Source organism: Pseudomonas brassicacearum subsp. neoaurantiaca, from assembly GCF_013608025.1.
In the GTDB taxonomy this organism is placed as follows: Bacteria; Pseudomonadota; Gammaproteobacteria; order Pseudomonadales; family Pseudomonadaceae; genus Aquipseudomonas.
This window is the reverse complement of record NZ_VDLV01000012.1, coordinates 162,946-179,542: the sequence shown is the minus strand read 5'-3', so window position 1 is coordinate 179,542 and position 16,597 is coordinate 162,946. Positions and strand designations below refer to the sequence as shown.

The window sequence follows — 16,597 nt, the reverse complement described above, 5'->3', positions numbered from 1 at the left end:
AATCAGGGGTTTGTGTTTGTAGAATGTGGCGGTGAAGGAGAGATTCGAACTCTCGATACAGTTTCCTGTATACACACTTTCCAGGCGTGCTCCTTAAGCCACTCGGACACTTCACCGTGTCTCGGCAAACTGTTCAGTCTGTCGAGGCGCGCTAATGTAGTCGAAAGCCTTTGCGATGGCAAAGGTTTTTTTTCAGAATTTTCATGCGGTTAAGGCTGGCCGGTGTTTCAAACCGGCTGAGGGATGGCAAACCGGCCAAACTCTGGCCTGGTCTGTGGGCCGCGCCACGGGAACAGGCGCGGCCCTCGGGGCGAGCCGGGGTGTTTATAGAAGGCAGGGCTGACCGGTGAGTCAGTCACGGCGCTTTACCTGGCCTGCGACGGTGGGTAACGTCTGCTCCACTCTCTTACAAGGAATAGCGTCATGAGCGACCTGATTGCCTACCATCTCGAAGACGGTATCGCGACCCTGACCTTGAACAACGGCAAGGTCAATGCCATTTCGCCTGATGTGATCGTCGCGTTCAATGCCGCGCTGGATCAGGCAGTGGCCGATCACGCGGTGGTGATCATCACCGGGCAGCCGGGGATCCTGTCGGGCGGTTACGATTTGAAAGTGATGACCGCAGGTCCCAAGGAAGCGGTGAGCCTGGTGGCGTCCGGCTCGACTCTGGCCCGCCGCCTGTTGTCGCACCCCTTCCCTGTCGTCGTCGCGTGCCCGGGGCATGCCGTGGCCAAGGGTGCGTTCCTGTTGTTGTCGGCGGATTACCGCATTGGTGTCGAGGGGCCGTTCACCATTGGCCTGAACGAAGTGCAGATCGGCATGACCATGCACCACGCCGGTATCGAGCTGGCCCGCGATCGCTTGCGCAAGTCGGCGTTCCACCGTTCGGTGATCAATGGCGAGATGTTTAACCCGCAGAGCGCCGTAGACGCGGGTTTCCTCGATAAAGTGGTCTCGACTGATGAGTTGCAAAGTGCTGCGTTGGAAGCCGCGCGTCAGTTGAAGAAAATCAACATGACTGCCCACAAGAACACCAAGCTCAAGGTTCGCAAGGCGTTGCTGGATGCATTGGATAGCGCGATTCTGCTGGATCAGGAACACATGGGCTGAGGCTTGGTTTGGGTCGCAACGCGGTTCCCTGAAGAAAAACGCTCCCGCTGGACTGCGCAACAGGCCCGGTTTTTGTGAGTGCTTCGCACTCAAGCGGGAGCAAGCTCCCTCGCCACGGGTGAAGCGGATCCTTTTCCAACCCAACGTGGCCCTGACCCAGCGACCGCTCTAACCCGCTTCCTACGCGCCGTTTCGAAACAAACGCTTAAACATCGCCTATCTCCTACCTCTATAGGGGCAATTGCCGAAAACAGTGCACATCCGTACACTGCGCCACCTTTTGTCCCGACGGGGCTTGTTGATGCTGTTTACGTTGCGTATGTGTTTGATGGGCCTGCATTTTGTCCTGGCGGGGGTGTTGGGTGTGATTCTTGGCCTGTGCCGGCCATTCAACCCTGACAACAGCCGTTTATGCGCCCGGCTGTATGCGCTGCCTGCCATGTGGTTCCTGCGTCTGCGGGTCAAGGCCGAGGTCGACACGCTGGTGAACAAATCCCAGAGCTGCGTGATCATCGCCAATCATCAATCCAACTACGATCTGTTCATGTTCGGTAACGTGGTGCCGCGCCGCACGGTGTGCATTGGCAAGAAAAGCCTGAAATGGGTGCCGCTGTTCGGTCAGTTGTTCTGGCTGGCGGGCAATGTGTTGATTGACCGCGGCAATGCGATCAAGGCGCGCAAATCGATGCTCACCACCACCCACACGCTGCAGCATGAAGACACTTCTATTTGGGTGTTCCCGGAAGGCACCCGCAACCTGGGCGAAGCGTTGCTGCCGTTCAAGAAAGGCGCGTTTCAGATGGCGATTGCCGCTGGGGTGCCGATTATCCCTGTGTGTGTCAGCACTTATATCAAGCACATGCGCCTCAATCGCTGGCGCAGTGGTGACATTCTCATACGCTCGCTGCCGGCGATTCCTACAACGGGCCTGAGCATGGATGACATGCCCCGCCTCATCGCCCAATGCCGCGAGCAGATGCAAGCGTGTATCGAGACGATGGACAGGCAGTTGCAGGCTGCATGAAAAGAAAACCCGCCCCTACGGCGGGTTTTCTTTTTGCCGCGAACTCAGCGAATTTCACTGACTCTCAAGCACCACGGCGCGCTAAGCTGGACGCTGCCTGTCACTGCCAATTTCCAAGAAGAAGTGAACCATCATCATGGGTAGAGTCGTTGCTGCTGCGGTTTACAGCGCCGGTAAAAAAATCACCAATATTACCCTCGACGAAGGCAGCGCCTGGGCTGCGAAACCAGGACATTTCGTGTGGATCGGCCTCGAAGAGCCAAGTACCCAGGAACTGACCAACCTGCAACGCCAGTTCAACCTGCACGAACTGGCGATCGAAGACGCCATGGAGAAGCACAGCCGCCCGAAGCTGGAGACCTTTGGCGATGCGCTGTTCATTGTCACGTACTCGCCGGTGCGCAAGGACGGTAAGCTGCAGTTCATCGAAACCCATATCTTCGCCGGCAAGGGCTACATCATCACCGCCCGCAACGGTCACTCGGCGTCCTACGCCCATGTCCGGCAGCGCTGTGAGGCACGTCCAATTCTGCTGGAGCATGGCGAGGATTTCGTGCTCTACGCCATCCTTGATTTCGTCATCGAAAACTACCTGCCGGTGGGCGAAGCCATTCATGCCGAGATCGATGAACTGGAGCGCAACGTGCTCTGCAGCGCCCTGAACGAGCGCGACATCCAGAACCTCCACAGCCTGCGCCGCGACGTGCTGCGCCTGCGTCGCTACGCGGCGCCGATGGTGGAGATCAGCGAAGAGCTGCAGCGTCTGGACTTTCCGTTCATCGACAAGAACATGGGCCCGTATTTCCGCGACGTGCAGATCCACGTCACGCGGCAGATGGAAGACTTGGCGACCCTGGCGGACATCGCCAGCCAGACCATCGAAGTCGGCGTGTTGCTCGAAGCCTCGCGCCAGAGCGTGGTACAGCGCAAGTTTGCGGCATGGGCGGCTATCCTGGCGTTTCCCACCGCAGTGGCCGGGATCTATGGGATGAACTTCCAGAACATGCCGGAACTGGGCTGGCATTACGGGTATTTCGCCGTGCTCGGGTTTATTGCAGTGGGATGTACGGCGTTGTGGGGGAGTTTCAAGCGGTCGGGGTGGTTGTAGGCGTTTTCCAGTGGGATTTGCGTGACCTTCATCGCGAGCAAGCTCGCTCCCACACTTGGTCAATCATCAAGTGTGGGAGCGACCTGACGATCAGCCCTGAGCGGCTTCGGCCTGCGGTTTGTGAGCAACAAAACGCATCATCCATTCAGCGACCGTCGTGCCGTGGTGTTCCTGGTCGAGGCTTGCCACGCCCTGGCTGTAGATCTTCTCGCCGAGGTGCTGCTGGCGGATCTCCAGCAAGGCCCGGGAATAATCATGGATGAATTCCGGGTGGCCCTGGAAGCACAGGACCTGATCGTTGATGTGATAGGCCGCGAACGGGCAGAAATCGCTCGAGGCGATGACCGTGGCATTTTCCGGCAGCTCGGTGACTTGGTCCTGATGGCTGATCAACAGGGTCAACTCTTCCATCACCGGGCTCATCCAAGGCGCCTTGGCCGCGAGCTTGTAGCGATGTGTGCCCACACCCCAACCCTGACTGGCCCGTTCGGTCTTGCCACCCAGCAACAGCGCCAACAGTTGATGACCAAAGCAGACGCCCAACAGCTTGTCGCCACGCTGGTAACGGTCCATGAGATAGGTCTTGAGGGTCTGGATCCACGGATCGGCGCCGAAGGAATCGGCCTTGCTGCCAGTCACCAGGTACGCGTCGAACTGTTCGTCATCGCTGGGGTATTGCCCCTCCATCACGTTGTAGACGATGAAGTCAGCTGCGATGGGCTGTTGCGAGAACAGGCGCTGGAACATCTGCCCGTAACCCTGATATTGATCGACCAGTTCCGGACGCAGGATATCGGTTTCCAGTATGCAGATGCGTAGCGACATAAAAAATACCTGACACGATGATGGGAATATTGCACACCCCAGAGCCTGCCTTGAAACACCGTCCCAAGGCAAGCCCCTCGCCGTCAGAACCGCACGTGCCTGGCGGCTTTTTCCAGCAACAAGGCCGGCGGTGAGAAACGTTCGCCGTATTGTTCGGCCAAGTATTGGCTGCGGGCGACAAACGCCGACAAGCCGTACTGGTTGATGAACTGCAACGCGCCTCCCGTCCAGGACGCGAATCCGATGCCAAAGACCGAGCCGATATTGGCCTCTGCCGTCGAAGTGACGACGCCTTCCTCCACGCAACGCACGGTTTCCAGGGCCTGGATGAACAACAGCCGATCACGGATATCCTGAGCCGGAATCTGCCCTGCGGAGTTCTCGAAACGCGCCTTGAGCCCCGGCCAGAGGTGCTTTTGCCCTTGGGCTGGATATTCATAGAAACCGGCCCCGCCCGCCTTGCCCGGTCGCTTATATTCGAGCAGCAGGTCAATCACGGCGAATGCAGGATGCTCCGTCGGCGCTTTCCCTTCCGCTTGTAAGTCGTGAGCGGTTTGCTTGCGGATATGGCTCATCAGGCTGAGGGAAACTTCGTCTGATACCGCCAAAGGACCGACCGGCATACCAGCCTTGCGCGCCTCGGTTTCGATCATCGGCGCACTCACGCCTTCGCCGAGCATGGCGATGCCTTCATTGATGAAGGTGCCGAAAACCCGCGACGTGAAAAAGCCACGACTGTCGTTGACGACAATGGGCGTCTTGTCGATTTGCCGGACAAAATCGAAACCTCGGGCAAGGGTTTCATCGCTGGTATGAACCCCCCGGATGATTTCCACCAGGGGCATCTTTTCAACCGGGCTGAAGAAATGCAGGCCGATGAACTTGCTTTCGTCTGATACGGCCTTGGCCAGGCCGGTGATGGGCAGCGTTGACGTATTCGACGCGATCACTGCATCAGGCCCCGCCACCGCTTGGGCTGCGGCAGTGACCTTGGCCTTCAGGGCACGGTCCTCGAAGACCGCCTCGATGATCAGATCGCAACCGGCCAGGTCGGCATCGTCGTCGGTAGGGTGAATTCGTGCCAACGTGGCGTCACGCTGATCAGCCGTGAGTTGCCCGCGAGCGAATTTCTTGTCCAGCAGCGCCGCGCAACGAGCCTTGGCTTTTTGCGCTGTGGCCAGGTCGATGTCCTTGAGCACCACGTCGATGCCCGCCGCCGCACTGACATGGGCGATACCCGCGCCCATCATTCCGGCGCCGAGCACCGCGACTTTTCTTGTCAGAAAAGGCGCAAGACCGTGTGGGCGCGAACCGCCGGCCTTGATCTCGTTGAGTTGAAACCAGAAGGTGCCTATCAGGTTCTTCGCCACCTGACCGGTCACCAACTCGGTGAAATAACGGGTTTCGATCAGATGGGCCGCGTCAAACGTCACCTGCGCCCCTTCCACTGCGGCGCAGAGAATTTTCTCCGGGGCCGGCAGGCAACCCTGGGTCTTGCTGCGCAGGATCGAAGGCGCGATGGCCAGCGTCTGGGTGACGGCAGGATCGGACGGTGTCCCGCCCGGAATCCGATAGCCCTTGGTATCCCAAGGTTGCGCCACGCTCGGATTGGCCAGGATCCAGGCCCGGGCCTTGGCGAGCAGGTCGTCGCGATCCGCCGCCAGTTCATCGATCAAGCCGGCCTGCAGTGCTTGTTGCGGTCGAATCCGCTTGCCTTCGAGCAGATACGGCAGTGCCTTTTCCAAACCGAGCAAGCGCACCATCCGCACCACACCGCCGCCGCCCGGCAACAGGCCAAGGGTCACTTCCGGCAGGCCGATCAGCACCGACGGGTGATCCAGCGCCACGCGGTGGTGACAGGCGAGGCAGATTTCCCAACCACCGCCCAGGGCTGCACCGTTGATGGCAGCCACCACCGGCTTGCCGAGGGTTTCCAGCGCGCGCAGTTGCGCCTTGAGGCCCAGCACCGTCTCGTAGAAGGCCTTGGCCTGCGACTGTTCGACTTGAATCAGCTCGTTCAGGTCGCCACCGGCAAAAAAGGTCTGCTTGGCCGACGTAATGATTACGCCTGCGATCAAATCTTTCTCGACGGTGAGGCGCGCAACGCAGGCCGCCATTGCCTCGCGGTACAGCGCGTTCATGGTGTTGGCGCTCTGGCCCGGCATGTCCAGGGTCAGGACGACGATCCGGTCCGGACCGGTTTCGTAACGAATGGCATCGGTCATGAAAAAATGCTCCTTGAAGTCCAGGCTCAGAGGCGCTCGATGATGGTGGCGATGCCCATGCCGCCGCCGACGCACAGCGTCGCCAGGCCATAGCGCAGGCGACGCGCCTCCAGCTCATCCAGCAGCGTGCCGAGGATGGCGCACCCGGTGGCGCCCAGCGGATGGCCCATGGCGATGGAGCCGCCGTTGACGTTGACCTTGGCGGGGTCGATGGCCATGTCCGTGATGAATTTGAGCACCACCGAGGCGAAGGCTTCGTTGACCTCGAACAGGTCAATGTCCTCAACCCGCAGCCCGGCTTTCGCCAAGGCCTTGCGGGTGGCCGGGGCCGGACCGGTGAGCATGATGGTCGGCTCGGTGCTGATGACCGCGGTGGCGACAATCCGCGCCCGGGGTTGCAGGCCCAGTTCGCGTCCCTTGGCCTGGGAACCGATGAGCATCAGCGCCGCGCCGTCGACGATGCCCGAGCTGTTGCCTGGCGTGTGCACATGATGAATCCGCTCGACGTGGCTGTAGACGCGCAACGCTGTCGCGTCGAAGCCCATCAGGCCCATCGCCTCGAAACTCGGCCGGAGTTTGCCCAAGCCTTCCAGCGTCGAGTCGGCGCGGATGAACTCGTCATGGTCCAGCAGCACGATGCCGTTCTGGTCCCGCACCGCCACCAGGGATTTATCGAACGAACCGTTATCCCGCGCCCGCGCGGCTTTTTGCTGGGACTGCAACGCAAAGGCGTCGATGTCCTCGCGACTGAAACCTTCGAGGGTAGCGATCAGGTCGGCGCCGATGCCCTGGGGAACGAAATGGCCGTGCAGGTTGGACTGCGGGTCCAACGCCCAGGCGCCGCCGTCACTGCCCATCGGCACTCGCGACATGGACTCGACGCCGCCAGCCACCACCAGGTCTTCGAAACCGGAGCGCACTTTCATCGCGGCCAGGTTCACCGCTTCCAGGCCCGAGGCGCAAAAGCGGTTGAGCTGCACGCCGGGCACGCTGACATCCCAATCGGCCACTAGCGCGGCGGTCTTGGCGATGTCGGCGCCTTGCTCACCTGTCGGCGTCACGCAGCCGAGCACGATGTCGTCCACATGGCCTGTGTCCAGGCTCATGCGCTGGCGCAACGCGGTCAACAGGCCACTGACCAGATTTACCGGCTTGACGGTGTACAGAGCGCCGTCGGGTTTTCCCTTGCCACGAGGCGTGCGTAATGCGTCAAAAATCAAAGCTTCGGTCATGACATCCTCGAACCGCCATTTGGGACAAAACAACACCTGCAACCATAAGCCCAGCGGCGCTGGATTCAATGACCCCAGCGCTCAACGACGTTGACAGCCACGCTCAGACGAACGGTAGCGTGCTATCGGGTTAACCGATTCAGGTAAGCAAGCTGTCTAGCAAGAGGGCCGGCAGGAAGGTGGCAATAAGCCTCATGCCTTTTTTATAGCTAGCAATAAGAAACTCATACGAATTAGATCTAAGCCAAGTCGGCTGCGGCCCCTAATGTAAAGCTTGTACAAGAAAAGTCGTCGGGTTTTGCCGGGGCGCTTGTCAGACAGGAAGTGCAACGCCAGCCGTCATGGAGTTATGCAGGCTGGCCTCAGGAAATAACAAAAAAGGCGGGTCAGCCATGTTCAAACATTCGAAAGTTCGCCAAGCCGGACTCATTCTCTTCGCCACCACACTGCTGTTGATCTTGCCGAACATTACCAAGGTCATCGGCTGACAGGCGCATGGTGTCCACACCATTCATGAGTTGCATCATCCACGCCGGTAAGCGAACGCTGTTCCAGCGACGGTGGTTGTGCCACCCTTTGCGCTTCTCTCTCGACATGGAAGGCGACTCATTTGAAAGTCCTCATCGTGATGGGGGCGCTGCTGCTCAGCTCGCCCCTTTATGCCGCACAGCTGGTGTTGGAGCTGGGCGCGAATACGCGTACGTGGCAAACCGAAGCGCTGCTCAAGCATCCTGAAGCCCGTACGGTACAAATTGCCGAAGATGTCTCCTACAAGAAGCCGATGAGTTATCGCGCCGTGCCGCTGGCCGCGCTGTTGACCGGTGTCCAAGCGAACGATCATCTGCAGGCCGTGGCGCTGGATGGCTTTGCCGCCGAACTGCCCGCCGCACCGTTGCTCAACAAGAGCGGCGCCAGGGCGTGGCTGGCAATCGAAGACCCGGCCAAGCCATGGCCGCCGCTCGGGGACGGGAAGAAAAGCGCCGGACCGTTCTATCTGGTCTGGACTGATCCCCAATCCGGCCATATCAGCCCTGAACAATGGCCGTACGCGGTGGCAAGCATCAAGCGCTTGTCGGCGGTGGCCGATCGCTTCCCTGCCCTGCTGCCGTCGCCGGCCCTGGCCAAGGATGATCCGGTGAACAAAGGGTTCGAACTGTTTCAGAAAAACTGCCTGGCCTGCCACCGCCTCAACGGTGCGGGGGATGCGCAGTTCGGTCCGGACCTGAACATCCCTTTCAACCCCACGGAATATTTCTCGGGGGATTTCCTCAAGCGCTACATCCGTGACCCGCAGGGCATGCGTCATTGGCCCCAGGGAAAAATGCCCGGGTTCTCGGCGACGGTGTTGCCGGATTCGGAACTGGACCTGCTGGTGGGGTATTTGAAGCATATGGCGGGGCGTAAGCAGCCGTTGAACAAATAGGTCTGCTTTTCTGGCTGAGGCAATCCCGCTGACCCTTGTACGAGCTGCCGAGCGAAGCGAGGCTGCGATCTTTTGATCCTTGGCGTGGGCAGAAGATCGCAGCCTCGCTTCGCTCGGCAGCTCCTACACAACGGGGGCAAGCTCCCTCGTCACAAAAAACTGGATCAATTACTGCTGGTGCACCGTAATCACCGGGGCCGGCGTCACCAATACCTTGGCGTGCATCTGTTCAAACCCGCCGCCACGGCGCATGCCACGCACCGGGCAGGCGTCCAGGTAATCCAGGCCTACCGCCAATTTCAAGTGTCGCTCCGGACGGGCCAGTTGGTTGGTCACGTCGAAGCTGTACCAGGCATCATCGAGCCATGCTTCGGCCCAGGCATGGCTCGCCAGGTGTTCGCTGTCTTCATTGAACAGATAACCCGACACATAACGCGCCGGCACGCCCAGGCTGCGGGCGCACGCCAGGAAGGCATGGGCATGGTCCTGGCAAACCCCGCTGCGACCGGCAAACGCCTGGGCCGCGCTGGTCTCCACTTCGGTTGAGCCCGGTGTGTAGGCCATGTGCTGGTTGAGCCCATGCATCAGATCAATCAGCGCCACACGATCGCGACGCTGCTTGCATTGCGCCTGGGCGAAGGCGCGAAGGGCTTCGTCCGCTTCGGTGAGCCGGGTGAAACGCAGGAAGGGCAACGCCGACTGGCTTTCGTGCTCGGCTTCGCGCGTCGGGTCGATATCCACCTGGCCACGGGCACCGATGATGATGGTTTCGTGGGGCTCGTCCAATGTCAGTACATGAAGGATATTGCCGAACGGATCGAGCTGCGACCGCACCGGCCGGGGCAGGTCCAGCTGCCAGCTCAGCACATGCTGGCGTTCGCTGTCGTGCGGCGTCAGGCGCAGGTATTGGATGCTCGCGCGAACCTGGTCTTCATAGTGGTAGGCCGTTTCGTGGCTGATCGAGAGTCTCATATGACCTCCAGGTAGGAACTGTGAATGGCATTGCCCAGTTCACGAACCAGTGGGATGAATTCGGTGAGCCAGGCGTGCAGCCCACCGTCGAGGATTTCATTGATGCCGGTATAGCGCAGGCGTGCGTCCATCTCCGCCGCCAGGCGTTGGGCCTGCCGACCGTTGCTGCCGGGCAGGCTGGCGAGGATCTGGTCGATCTCTTCGGAGCAGGCATGCAAGGAGCGCGGGACGTCGGCGCGCAACAGCAGCAGTTCAGCCACGTGCCGGGCGCCGGGAGCGTCGCGGTAGATTTCGGTGTAGGCCTCGAAGGAAGACAACGCTCGTAGCAACGCGCTCCATTGATAATAGGCATGGGCCGTGCCGTCGCTGACGGCATGGGCCTGGTCGCCGGCCATTTCGTAGCGGGCGTCGAGCAGGCGCAGGGTGTTGTCGGCCCTTTCGATGAACGTTCCCAGGCGTATGAACCTGAACGCATCGTTGCGCATGATCGTGCCGTAGGTGGCGCCGCGAAACAGGTGGGACCGCTCCTTGATCCATTCGCAGAATCGGCTCATGCCGTAGCGACCCAGGCCTTGCTCGGCGATCTGGCGAATTTCCAGCCAGGTGGCGTTCACGTTTTCCCACATGTCGGCGGTAATTCGGCCACGCACCGCATGGGCACTGGCACGTGCGGAACCCAGGCAACTGTAGATACTGGCGGGGTTGGCCGACTCCAGGGCAAAGAAGTGCAACAGGCGCTCGGCGTGCAGATCGCCATGCCTGTCACGGTAGTCATCCAGCGTGCCGGTAATGAGCAACGGCATGGCCAATTCATGCAAGCCGTCGCCGCGGCCATCCTGGGGCATCAATGACAGCGAATAACTGATGTCGAGCATCCGCGCGAGGTTTTCCGCGCGCTCCAGATAACGCGACATCCAATACAAGTCCGAGGCGGTCCTGCTTAACATGGCAGCTCCTTCATTCCTCGACCACCCAAGTGTCCTTGGTGCCTCCGCCCTGTGATGAATTCACCACCAGGGAACCTTCGCGCAGCGCCACGCGGGTCAGGCCACCCGGCACTACACGGGTTTCGCGCCCTGCCAGGACAAACGGGCGCAAATCGATATGACGTGGTGCAATGCCGTTTTCGACAAAGGTCGGGCACGTCGACAACGACAACGTCGGTTGAGCGATGTAGGCGTGCGGCTTGGCCTTGATCCGCTCGCGGAACGCGTCGATCTGCGCCGTCGTCGAGGCCGGTCCCACCAGCATGCCGTAACCGCCAGAGCCCTGGGTTTCCTTGACCACCAGATCCGGAAGATTCGCCAGCACATAGGAAAGTTCAGCGGGGTTGCGACACTGCCAGGTCGGGACGTTGTTCAGGATCGGTTCCTCGTCCAGGTAGAAACGGATCATGTCGGTGACAAACGGATACACCGATTTGTCATCCGCCACACCCGTGCCGATGGCGTTGGCCAACACCACATTGCCCGAACGGTAGGAGGACAGCAGCCCCGGCACGCCGAGCATCGACTGCGGATTGAAGGCCAGCGGATCGAGGAAGGCGTCATCGAGACGACGGTAGATCACGTCCACCGCTTTCGGCCCGTCCGTGGTGCGCATGAAGACCTTGTCGTCACGTACGAACAGATCCGCGCCCTCCACCAGCTCGACGCCCATCTCACGGGCGAGAAAGGCGTGTTCGAAGAATGCACTGTTGAAACGCCCGGGCGTCAGGACCACGACGCTTGGGTCGTCCAAGTGACTGGCGCTTTTCAACGTATCGAGCAGCAAGTTCGGGTAATGGTCAATCGGTGCGATGCGTTGCGCGGCGAACAGTTCGGGGAACAGGCGCATCATCATCTTGCGGTCTTCGAGCATGTAGCTGACGCCACTGGGTGTACGCAGGTTGTCCTCGAGCACGTAGTACGTGCCGTCACCATCGCGCACCAGGTCGACGCCGCAAATGTGGGCATAGACATCGCCATGCAGATCCAGCCCCTGCATCGCCAATTGATATTGATCGTTCGCCAGCACCTGTTCGGCCGGAATGATGCCGGCCCGGATGATCCGCTGTTCGTGATAGAGGTCGGCCAGGAACATGTTCAGCGCCTTGACCCGCTGGATACATCCACGTTCGACCATTCGCCATTCACTGGCGGGAATGCTTCGCGGAATGGTATCAAAAGGGATCAGGCGCTCCGTTCCCTGCTCATCGCCGTAAAGCGTGAACGTGATGCCGGCGCGATGAAACAACAGGTCAGCCTCGCGTCGCCGCTGTGCCAGGAGCTCGTCGGGCGTTTCGGCCAACCACCGGGCGAACGCTCGATAATGTGGGCGGACCTGGCCGCCGGCATCGTACATTTCATCAAAACCAGTGCGGATCATGCCGTACTCCTTGTCACCCTGGCTCAGGCGTCGCAAGGCCCGTGCCAGCGGCATAAACGCTTTATGATCAACAGCTTGGTTTATCCCTCGACAGGCCGGGCACCCTTGTGGTGCAGCCGATCTCCCTGTCCGGCTTGCGTCGCTTCATTGCGACGCAGGACATCGCTCTCCCTGAGCATAGTCAAGATAGAGAGGCGACAGTGATGAATCAGCGGACGTGCCAGACATGAAAACGGCCGACACAAAGGTCAGCCGTTGCTGTGACGCACAAGGAAAATGTCAGGCCTGCAGGCGCCGGATCTCCTGCTTGACGCCCCAACCTTCGATGATGCCACCCAGGGGCTCCACCACGGCTTCGAAGTTCAGCTCGAAGTCGCCGATGTCATCATAGGTGGCGTACATCACCCGGCTCAGTTCCAACGACCAGGCTCCGTCTTCCCGAGCACTGATCTGCGCGTTCAACGATTCGCCGCGAAAATGACCTGCCGCCCTGCGCGCCCGCTCCTCGTCGGGGAAAATGGCGTAGAACTCGATGGGATGGAACCGGGAAAAATCGAAACCGCCCTCTTTCATGCGGCGCAGCACGCTGGTGCTGATGTCTTCTTGATAGGCTGTGCTCATGAAACGTCCTCCTCAGACCGATGGATAGACTTTCCGTCTTCCCGTGCGAGCAACCTGCGGTTACAAGCAGTACGGCATCAACTGACCGTCGGGACACAAGCATGTAGCTGACAAGACCGGACCTTGGCGATCCTTTCGCTGATCTCGATTGCAGAGTAGCTTCAAGTCATCGCAACTGCCAAGCGGGACCAGACAAGGATTTTCATGAAATCGGTTTAATGCTGATGATTTCAATGCTGTTTTGGGATTTGAGACTTTTGAGCGTAGGGTCTTCGGTGCGACCTTCCAGGTCGTTGAGGTCAAGCTTGGCGGGGACTGGCAACAGCTTCTGCCGGATCAACTGGGCAGCCTGCTCCATGGTGGGCTCCTGGTCGTAATCGAACTGCTCGGCGATGGCTTCGCCGTGATCGTCAACGAAAGTGATTTCCCACTTTTGCATCGGTGTCTCCTTGATCAATTCATGGCAGGGCTTGCCTTCATCTCGACATTGACGGCGAAACAATCGTTCCGCTGAGGCGCAGATGGCGCAGATGAAAAAACCGCCTCGGAGGCGGTTTCTTCATAGACTGTAGCCGTTATTTTTCGGCGCGTTCTTTCAACGCTTTCAGCGTGTTGAACGGCGCGTCAACCACGAACTTGTTAGCCAGCCAGGACGGTACGTCACCGCCCGGCTCGGTGTGGACCTGGTAGGTCACTTCGATCCGGTCCGCACCCTTGGGGGTGAATGTCCAGAAGCCGTCGACTTGTGCCACACGTACAAAGCCCTTCTCTTCCGGCGCGTAAGTCGGTACGCCCTTGAGCTTGCGAGTCAGGCTGCCATCGGCACCTTCCTCGGAGGTGACTTCCAATACGGAATCACGGGACGTAACCGGCCACGGCGTATTGAACTGCGTGTAGGTCCAGCTCTTGTTGCCTTCATGCTTGAGCAGTTTCTGGCTCTTGCATTCATGGATCCAGGCGCAGGCGCCAGGCACGTCTTCCTGCAGGGCTCGCAATTTGGCCATGGTGGTCTTCATGACGGTCACGCCACGGTAGGCCTTGTATTTGGAACCGGCCACTTCACTGAGGGACACCTGGATACCGTCCTTGTCCTTGACGACCTCCCAGTCCTCTGCCTGGGCGGTAGCCGTTGCCAAAAACACGGTCAAACCACACAACACAGCCATACGATGCAGCGAACCCATAGGTTGTTTTCCTTATTGTCCAAGTTCGTTCATGTCAGTTTTGACGATTGCCCCGCTACGCTGCCGTGACCTGCTCCCACCATCCGATCAACCGAATGGCTTCGTCGCTGCTGCTGCCGCAGACCTCGATGTCGGCTTCAAACGCCGAGCACACCGCAGGGCGTTCCGGTCGGCCGAAGATCTGGCAAAGATTATCGACCGACAACTGTACGCAACGTTCTCCCGCCGGCTTGCCCTGTGGCATGCCTGGGATGGGTGAGCTGATGGAAGGGGCGATGCAACAGGCGCCACAGCCTTCACGGCATTTCATGACGACAAATACCTCACGACAGGTAATGGTTGGTAACAGCCACAGAGTAACGGCTAAAACAGGTGTTTTAAATTACCGTCCCCGTGTTTTTTCGCAGAAGGCGCGATGACTGGGCAGTCAGCGACGAACAGCAGGACTGCGCCCGGCTTACTGCTTGAATTCGAACTCCAGCGCGGCGCCTTCCACCTCGTTGCGCTCCTGATTGCGCAGCGGCAACTGCATCTCGTTGCTCAACAGGCGGCCGTTGAGCTGGAACGGCCCGGGCTTGTCCCCGAACATCGCCGGCAGCAGTGGCTCGCGCTTGGGTAACAGCACCTTGCCCGGAGGTTGCAGCTCTTCGACCATGCCATGGGGCAGGCTCAGGTCCAGCTTGGCCGGAGGCAGTGGCGTCTTGGCGACTTCGTGGGCGGATTTGCTCTTTGAGGCGATCGGCGCGCGTTTTTTCTGTGCCGGCGCTGCCTTCTTGGCGGGAGCCTTCTTGATCGCTGCGTTTTTTTTCGGCGTTTCCTTGGCAGCGCTGGCTGCCGGCTTCTCCTGCGCTGAAGCCGCCACGGCGACGCCTCCCATGTGCAGGACACTCAACAGGCCGATCAAAACCCAGACAGCAGGAATATTGGTTTTCATAAATACAACGGCACTTACGGCAGAGACCTTAATGCTGGCCTGATAATGCGGCGCTGACAAGCACATCGAAGCGACACGCGGGGTTGCTACAGATATCCGTTGGCGGTCTCCTGGCATAACTGCTTGGCCAACAGCCCCAGCGTCATCAGGGCCCGCTCCGCCTCACGGTTCCAGGGTGTGCCGCAGTTCAGACGAATGCAGTGGTTGAACTGTTCGGTATTACTGAAGATCAACCCCGGCGCAATACTGATGCCTTGCTGCAACGCCTGTACATGCAACTCCTGGGTATTGACCCGCCCCGGCAGGCTGACCCACAGGATGAAGCCACCGGTAGGACGGCTCATTTGCGTGCCTTCCGGGAAATATTGCTGGACCGCCAGTTGGAATGCGCTGAGGTTCTTGCGGTACTCCTGACGGATGTAGCGCAAGTGCCGATCATAGCCGCCATTCTCCAGATACGCCGCGATGCCCATCTGCGTGACGCTGCAGGCCGAATGAGTACTGAACGTCTGGAGCCGCTGGATTTCCTGCTGGAACTTGCCAGCAATCATCCAACCGATGCGTACCCCTGGGGACAAGGTCTTGGAAAAACTCGAACAGTAGATCACCCGGTCCAATCGATCATAGGCTTTCAGCGCCTTGGTACGGCCCTGTTCGAACATCAATTCACCATAGATGTCGTCCTCGACGATCTGGATATCGAAGTCCGACGCCAGGCGCAGCAGTTGCTTTTGCCGCTCCTCCGGCATGGTGCCGCCAAGGGGGTTGCTCAGGCGCGTGGTCAATACCAACGCCTTGATCGACCATTGGTTGGCCGCCAACTGCAGGGCCTCGAGGCTCATGCCGGTGACCGGGTCGCTGGGAATCTCGATGACCTTGAGGCCCAGCAGATCCGCCAGTTGCAGCAAACCGTAATAGGTCGGCGACTCCGCAGCGATCAGGTCCCCTGGCCGGGTCAGCACGCGCAAGGACATTTGCAGCGCATCCACGCAACCGTGAGTGATCACCACTTCGGAAGGGTCCACCACGACACCGGCGTCACGCATGCGAATCGCCACCTGGCGGCGCAACGGCTCGAAACCGGGGCTGAACATGTAGCTGAACGCCCGCGGGCTGTGGAAACGCGTGACCTTGGCCAGTTGCTGATGCAGCGCCCGAACAGGCAGGTAATCGACGCTGGGCACCGCTGCGCCCAGTGGAAACACCCCTTCGCGGCGCGACTCGACCAGTACCTGCTGGATAATGCTGCTGCGCGTCACCAGCCCGGGGCGCTCGACCCGGGCGATATCCGGCGTCGGCGCGGTCAGGGCTGGCGTCTGGTGCACGTAATAGCCCGATTGCGGCCGCGCGCGAATCAAGCCCTGGTCTTCAAGATTGGCGTACGCCTGCAGCACGGTGGCGTGGCTGACGTTGAGCTGCGAGCTCATCTTGCGCACCGAAGGCACACGTTCACCGGGTTGATACACACCGCGCCGGATGTCTTCGGCCAGCTGTTGAGCAATACGTTGATAGAGCAGGAGGTTGGTCATGACGCAGCACTCGATTTCACGGGCATTTTATTCTTGTCGG

At 59.8% G+C, this 16,597-nt stretch carries 16 protein-coding genes and 1 tRNA gene; 4 read left to right on the top strand and 13 right to left on the bottom strand.

Annotated features, from left to right (window positions below):
- Positions 1-26: 26 nt before the first annotated feature.
- Positions 27-116: transfer RNA gene (locus FHK92_RS10550), tRNA-Ser, on the bottom strand.
- Between the two features lie 307 nt (positions 117-423).
- On the opposite strand from FHK92_RS10550, the gene FHK92_RS10545 reads away from it, so the two are divergent.
- The 3 genes from FHK92_RS10545 to FHK92_RS10535 all read left to right on the top strand — a co-directional run bounded on the left by FHK92_RS10545 (position 424) and on the right by FHK92_RS10535 (position 3,245).
- Positions 424-1,113: a crotonase/enoyl-CoA hydratase family protein gene (locus tag FHK92_RS10545; protein ID WP_181287992.1), complete on the top strand. Its 690-nt coding sequence runs from the start codon at positions 424-426 to the stop codon at positions 1,111-1,113.
- A gap of 301 nt (positions 1,114-1,414) precedes the next feature.
- The gene (locus tag FHK92_RS10540; protein WP_181287991.1) at positions 1,415-2,137 is read left to right on the top strand and encodes a 1-acylglycerol-3-phosphate O-acyltransferase; all 723 of its coding nucleotides are present in this window, start codon (positions 1,415-1,417) and stop codon (positions 2,135-2,137) included.
- Positions 2,138-2,273: 136 nt separating this feature from the next.
- Positions 2,274-3,245 (top strand): magnesium and cobalt transport protein CorA, encoded by a 972-nt coding sequence (locus FHK92_RS10535; RefSeq protein WP_181287990.1) that lies wholly within the window; start codon positions 2,274-2,276, stop codon positions 3,243-3,245.
- A gap of 90 nt (positions 3,246-3,335) precedes the next feature.
- Here the strand turns inward: FHK92_RS10535 and FHK92_RS10530 are convergent, their stop codons facing one another.
- The 3 genes from FHK92_RS10530 to FHK92_RS10520 all read right to left on the bottom strand — a co-directional run bounded on the left by FHK92_RS10530 (position 3,336) and on the right by FHK92_RS10520 (position 7,527).
- Positions 3,336-4,070 (bottom strand): amidotransferase, encoded by a 735-nt coding sequence (locus FHK92_RS10530; protein ID WP_181287989.1) that lies wholly within the window; start codon positions 4,068-4,070, stop codon positions 3,336-3,338.
- An 83-nt stretch (positions 4,071-4,153) separates the two neighbouring features.
- On the bottom strand, positions 4,154-6,295 hold the full coding sequence (locus tag FHK92_RS10525; RefSeq protein ID WP_181287988.1) for a 3-hydroxyacyl-CoA dehydrogenase NAD-binding domain-containing protein: 2,142 nt from the start codon (positions 6,293-6,295) through the stop codon (positions 4,154-4,156).
- Positions 6,296-6,321: 26 nt separating this feature from the next.
- Complete coding sequence (locus FHK92_RS10520; RefSeq protein WP_181287987.1) at positions 6,322-7,527, bottom strand: acetyl-CoA C-acetyltransferase; 1,206 nt, start codon at positions 7,525-7,527, stop codon at positions 6,322-6,324.
- A 610-nt stretch (positions 7,528-8,137) separates the two neighbouring features.
- Here FHK92_RS10520 and FHK92_RS10515 point away from each other — a divergent pair.
- Positions 8,138-8,950, top strand: coding sequence for a cytochrome c (locus FHK92_RS10515; protein WP_181287986.1), 813 nt, complete (start codon positions 8,138-8,140; stop codon positions 8,948-8,950).
- 168 nt (positions 8,951-9,118) lie between these two features.
- Here FHK92_RS10515 and FHK92_RS10510 read toward each other — a convergent pair whose 3' ends face one another.
- The 9 genes from FHK92_RS10510 to FHK92_RS10470 all read right to left on the bottom strand — a co-directional run bounded on the left by FHK92_RS10510 (position 9,119) and on the right by FHK92_RS10470 (position 16,557).
- Complete coding sequence (locus FHK92_RS10510) at positions 9,119-9,922, bottom strand: transglutaminase family protein (protein WP_181287985.1); 804 nt, start codon at positions 9,920-9,922, stop codon at positions 9,119-9,121.
- Positions 9,919-10,869, bottom strand: coding sequence for an alpha-E domain-containing protein (locus tag FHK92_RS10505; protein ID WP_181287984.1), 951 nt, complete (start codon positions 10,867-10,869; stop codon positions 9,919-9,921). The genes FHK92_RS10510 and FHK92_RS10505 overlap by 4 nt, the downstream gene beginning before the upstream one ends.
- A gap of 10 nt (positions 10,870-10,879) precedes the next feature.
- On the bottom strand, positions 10,880-12,289 hold the full coding sequence (locus tag FHK92_RS10500) for a circularly permuted type 2 ATP-grasp protein (protein ID WP_181288047.1): 1,410 nt from the start codon (positions 12,287-12,289) through the stop codon (positions 10,880-10,882).
- A 279-nt stretch (positions 12,290-12,568) separates the two neighbouring features.
- Positions 12,569-12,910, bottom strand: a complete 342-nt coding sequence (locus tag FHK92_RS10495; RefSeq protein ID WP_181287983.1) for a ribonuclease E inhibitor RraB — start codon at positions 12,908-12,910, stop codon at positions 12,569-12,571.
- Positions 12,911-13,112: 202 nt separating this feature from the next.
- Positions 13,113-13,349, bottom strand: a complete 237-nt coding sequence (locus FHK92_RS10490; RefSeq protein WP_181287982.1) for a hypothetical protein — start codon at positions 13,347-13,349, stop codon at positions 13,113-13,115.
- A 136-nt stretch (positions 13,350-13,485) separates the two neighbouring features.
- Complete coding sequence (locus FHK92_RS10485; RefSeq protein ID WP_181287981.1) at positions 13,486-14,094, bottom strand: START domain-containing protein; 609 nt, start codon at positions 14,092-14,094, stop codon at positions 13,486-13,488.
- A gap of 55 nt (positions 14,095-14,149) precedes the next feature.
- Complete coding sequence (locus FHK92_RS10480) at positions 14,150-14,404, bottom strand: YkgJ family cysteine cluster protein (RefSeq protein WP_181287980.1); 255 nt, start codon at positions 14,402-14,404, stop codon at positions 14,150-14,152.
- Between the two features lie 147 nt (positions 14,405-14,551).
- Positions 14,552-15,028, bottom strand: coding sequence for a translation initiation factor 2 (locus FHK92_RS10475; RefSeq protein WP_181287979.1), 477 nt, complete (start codon positions 15,026-15,028; stop codon positions 14,552-14,554).
- An 86-nt stretch (positions 15,029-15,114) separates the two neighbouring features.
- Complete coding sequence (locus tag FHK92_RS10470; protein WP_181287978.1) at positions 15,115-16,557, bottom strand: aminotransferase-like domain-containing protein; 1,443 nt, start codon at positions 16,555-16,557, stop codon at positions 15,115-15,117.
- Positions 16,558-16,597 lie beyond the last annotated feature (40 nt).

Coding starts and splice junctions, on each gene's coding strand:
- FHK92_RS10540 (WP_181287991.1), top strand. CDS start 1,415: ATGCTGTTTACGTTGCGTATGTGTTTGATGGGCCTGCATTTTGTCCTG.
- FHK92_RS10475 (WP_181287979.1), bottom strand. CDS start 15,028: ATGAAAACCAATATTCCTGCTGTCTGGGTTTTGATCGGCCTGTTGAGT.
- FHK92_RS10545 (WP_181287992.1), top strand. CDS start 424: ATGAGCGACCTGATTGCCTACCATCTCGAAGACGGTATCGCGACCCTG.
- FHK92_RS10490 (WP_181287982.1), bottom strand. CDS start 13,349: ATGCAAAAGTGGGAAATCACTTTCGTTGACGATCACGGCGAAGCCATC.
- FHK92_RS10500 (WP_181288047.1), bottom strand. CDS start 12,289: ATGATCCGCACTGGTTTTGATGAAATGTACGATGCCGGCGGCCAGGTC.
- FHK92_RS10505 (WP_181287984.1), bottom strand. CDS start 10,869: ATGTTAAGCAGGACCGCCTCGGACTTGTATTGGATGTCGCGTTATCTG.
- FHK92_RS10480 (WP_181287980.1), bottom strand. CDS start 14,404: ATGAAATGCCGTGAAGGCTGTGGCGCCTGTTGCATCGCCCCTTCCATC.
- FHK92_RS10470 (WP_181287978.1), bottom strand. CDS start 16,557: ATGACCAACCTCCTGCTCTATCAACGTATTGCTCAACAGCTGGCCGAA.
- FHK92_RS10525 (WP_181287988.1), bottom strand. CDS start 6,295: ATGACCGATGCCATTCGTTACGAAACCGGTCCGGACCGGATCGTCGTC.
- FHK92_RS10495 (WP_181287983.1), bottom strand. CDS start 12,910: ATGAGCACAGCCTATCAAGAAGACATCAGCACCAGCGTGCTGCGCCGC.
- FHK92_RS10530 (WP_181287989.1), bottom strand. CDS start 4,070: ATGTCGCTACGCATCTGCATACTGGAAACCGATATCCTGCGTCCGGAA.
- FHK92_RS10520 (WP_181287987.1), bottom strand. CDS start 7,527: ATGACCGAAGCTTTGATTTTTGACGCATTACGCACGCCTCGTGGCAAG.
- FHK92_RS10535 (WP_181287990.1), top strand. CDS start 2,274: ATGGGTAGAGTCGTTGCTGCTGCGGTTTACAGCGCCGGTAAAAAAATC.
- FHK92_RS10485 (WP_181287981.1), bottom strand. CDS start 14,094: ATGGGTTCGCTGCATCGTATGGCTGTGTTGTGTGGTTTGACCGTGTTT.
- FHK92_RS10510 (WP_181287985.1), bottom strand. CDS start 9,922: ATGAGACTCTCGATCAGCCACGAAACGGCCTACCACTATGAAGACCAG.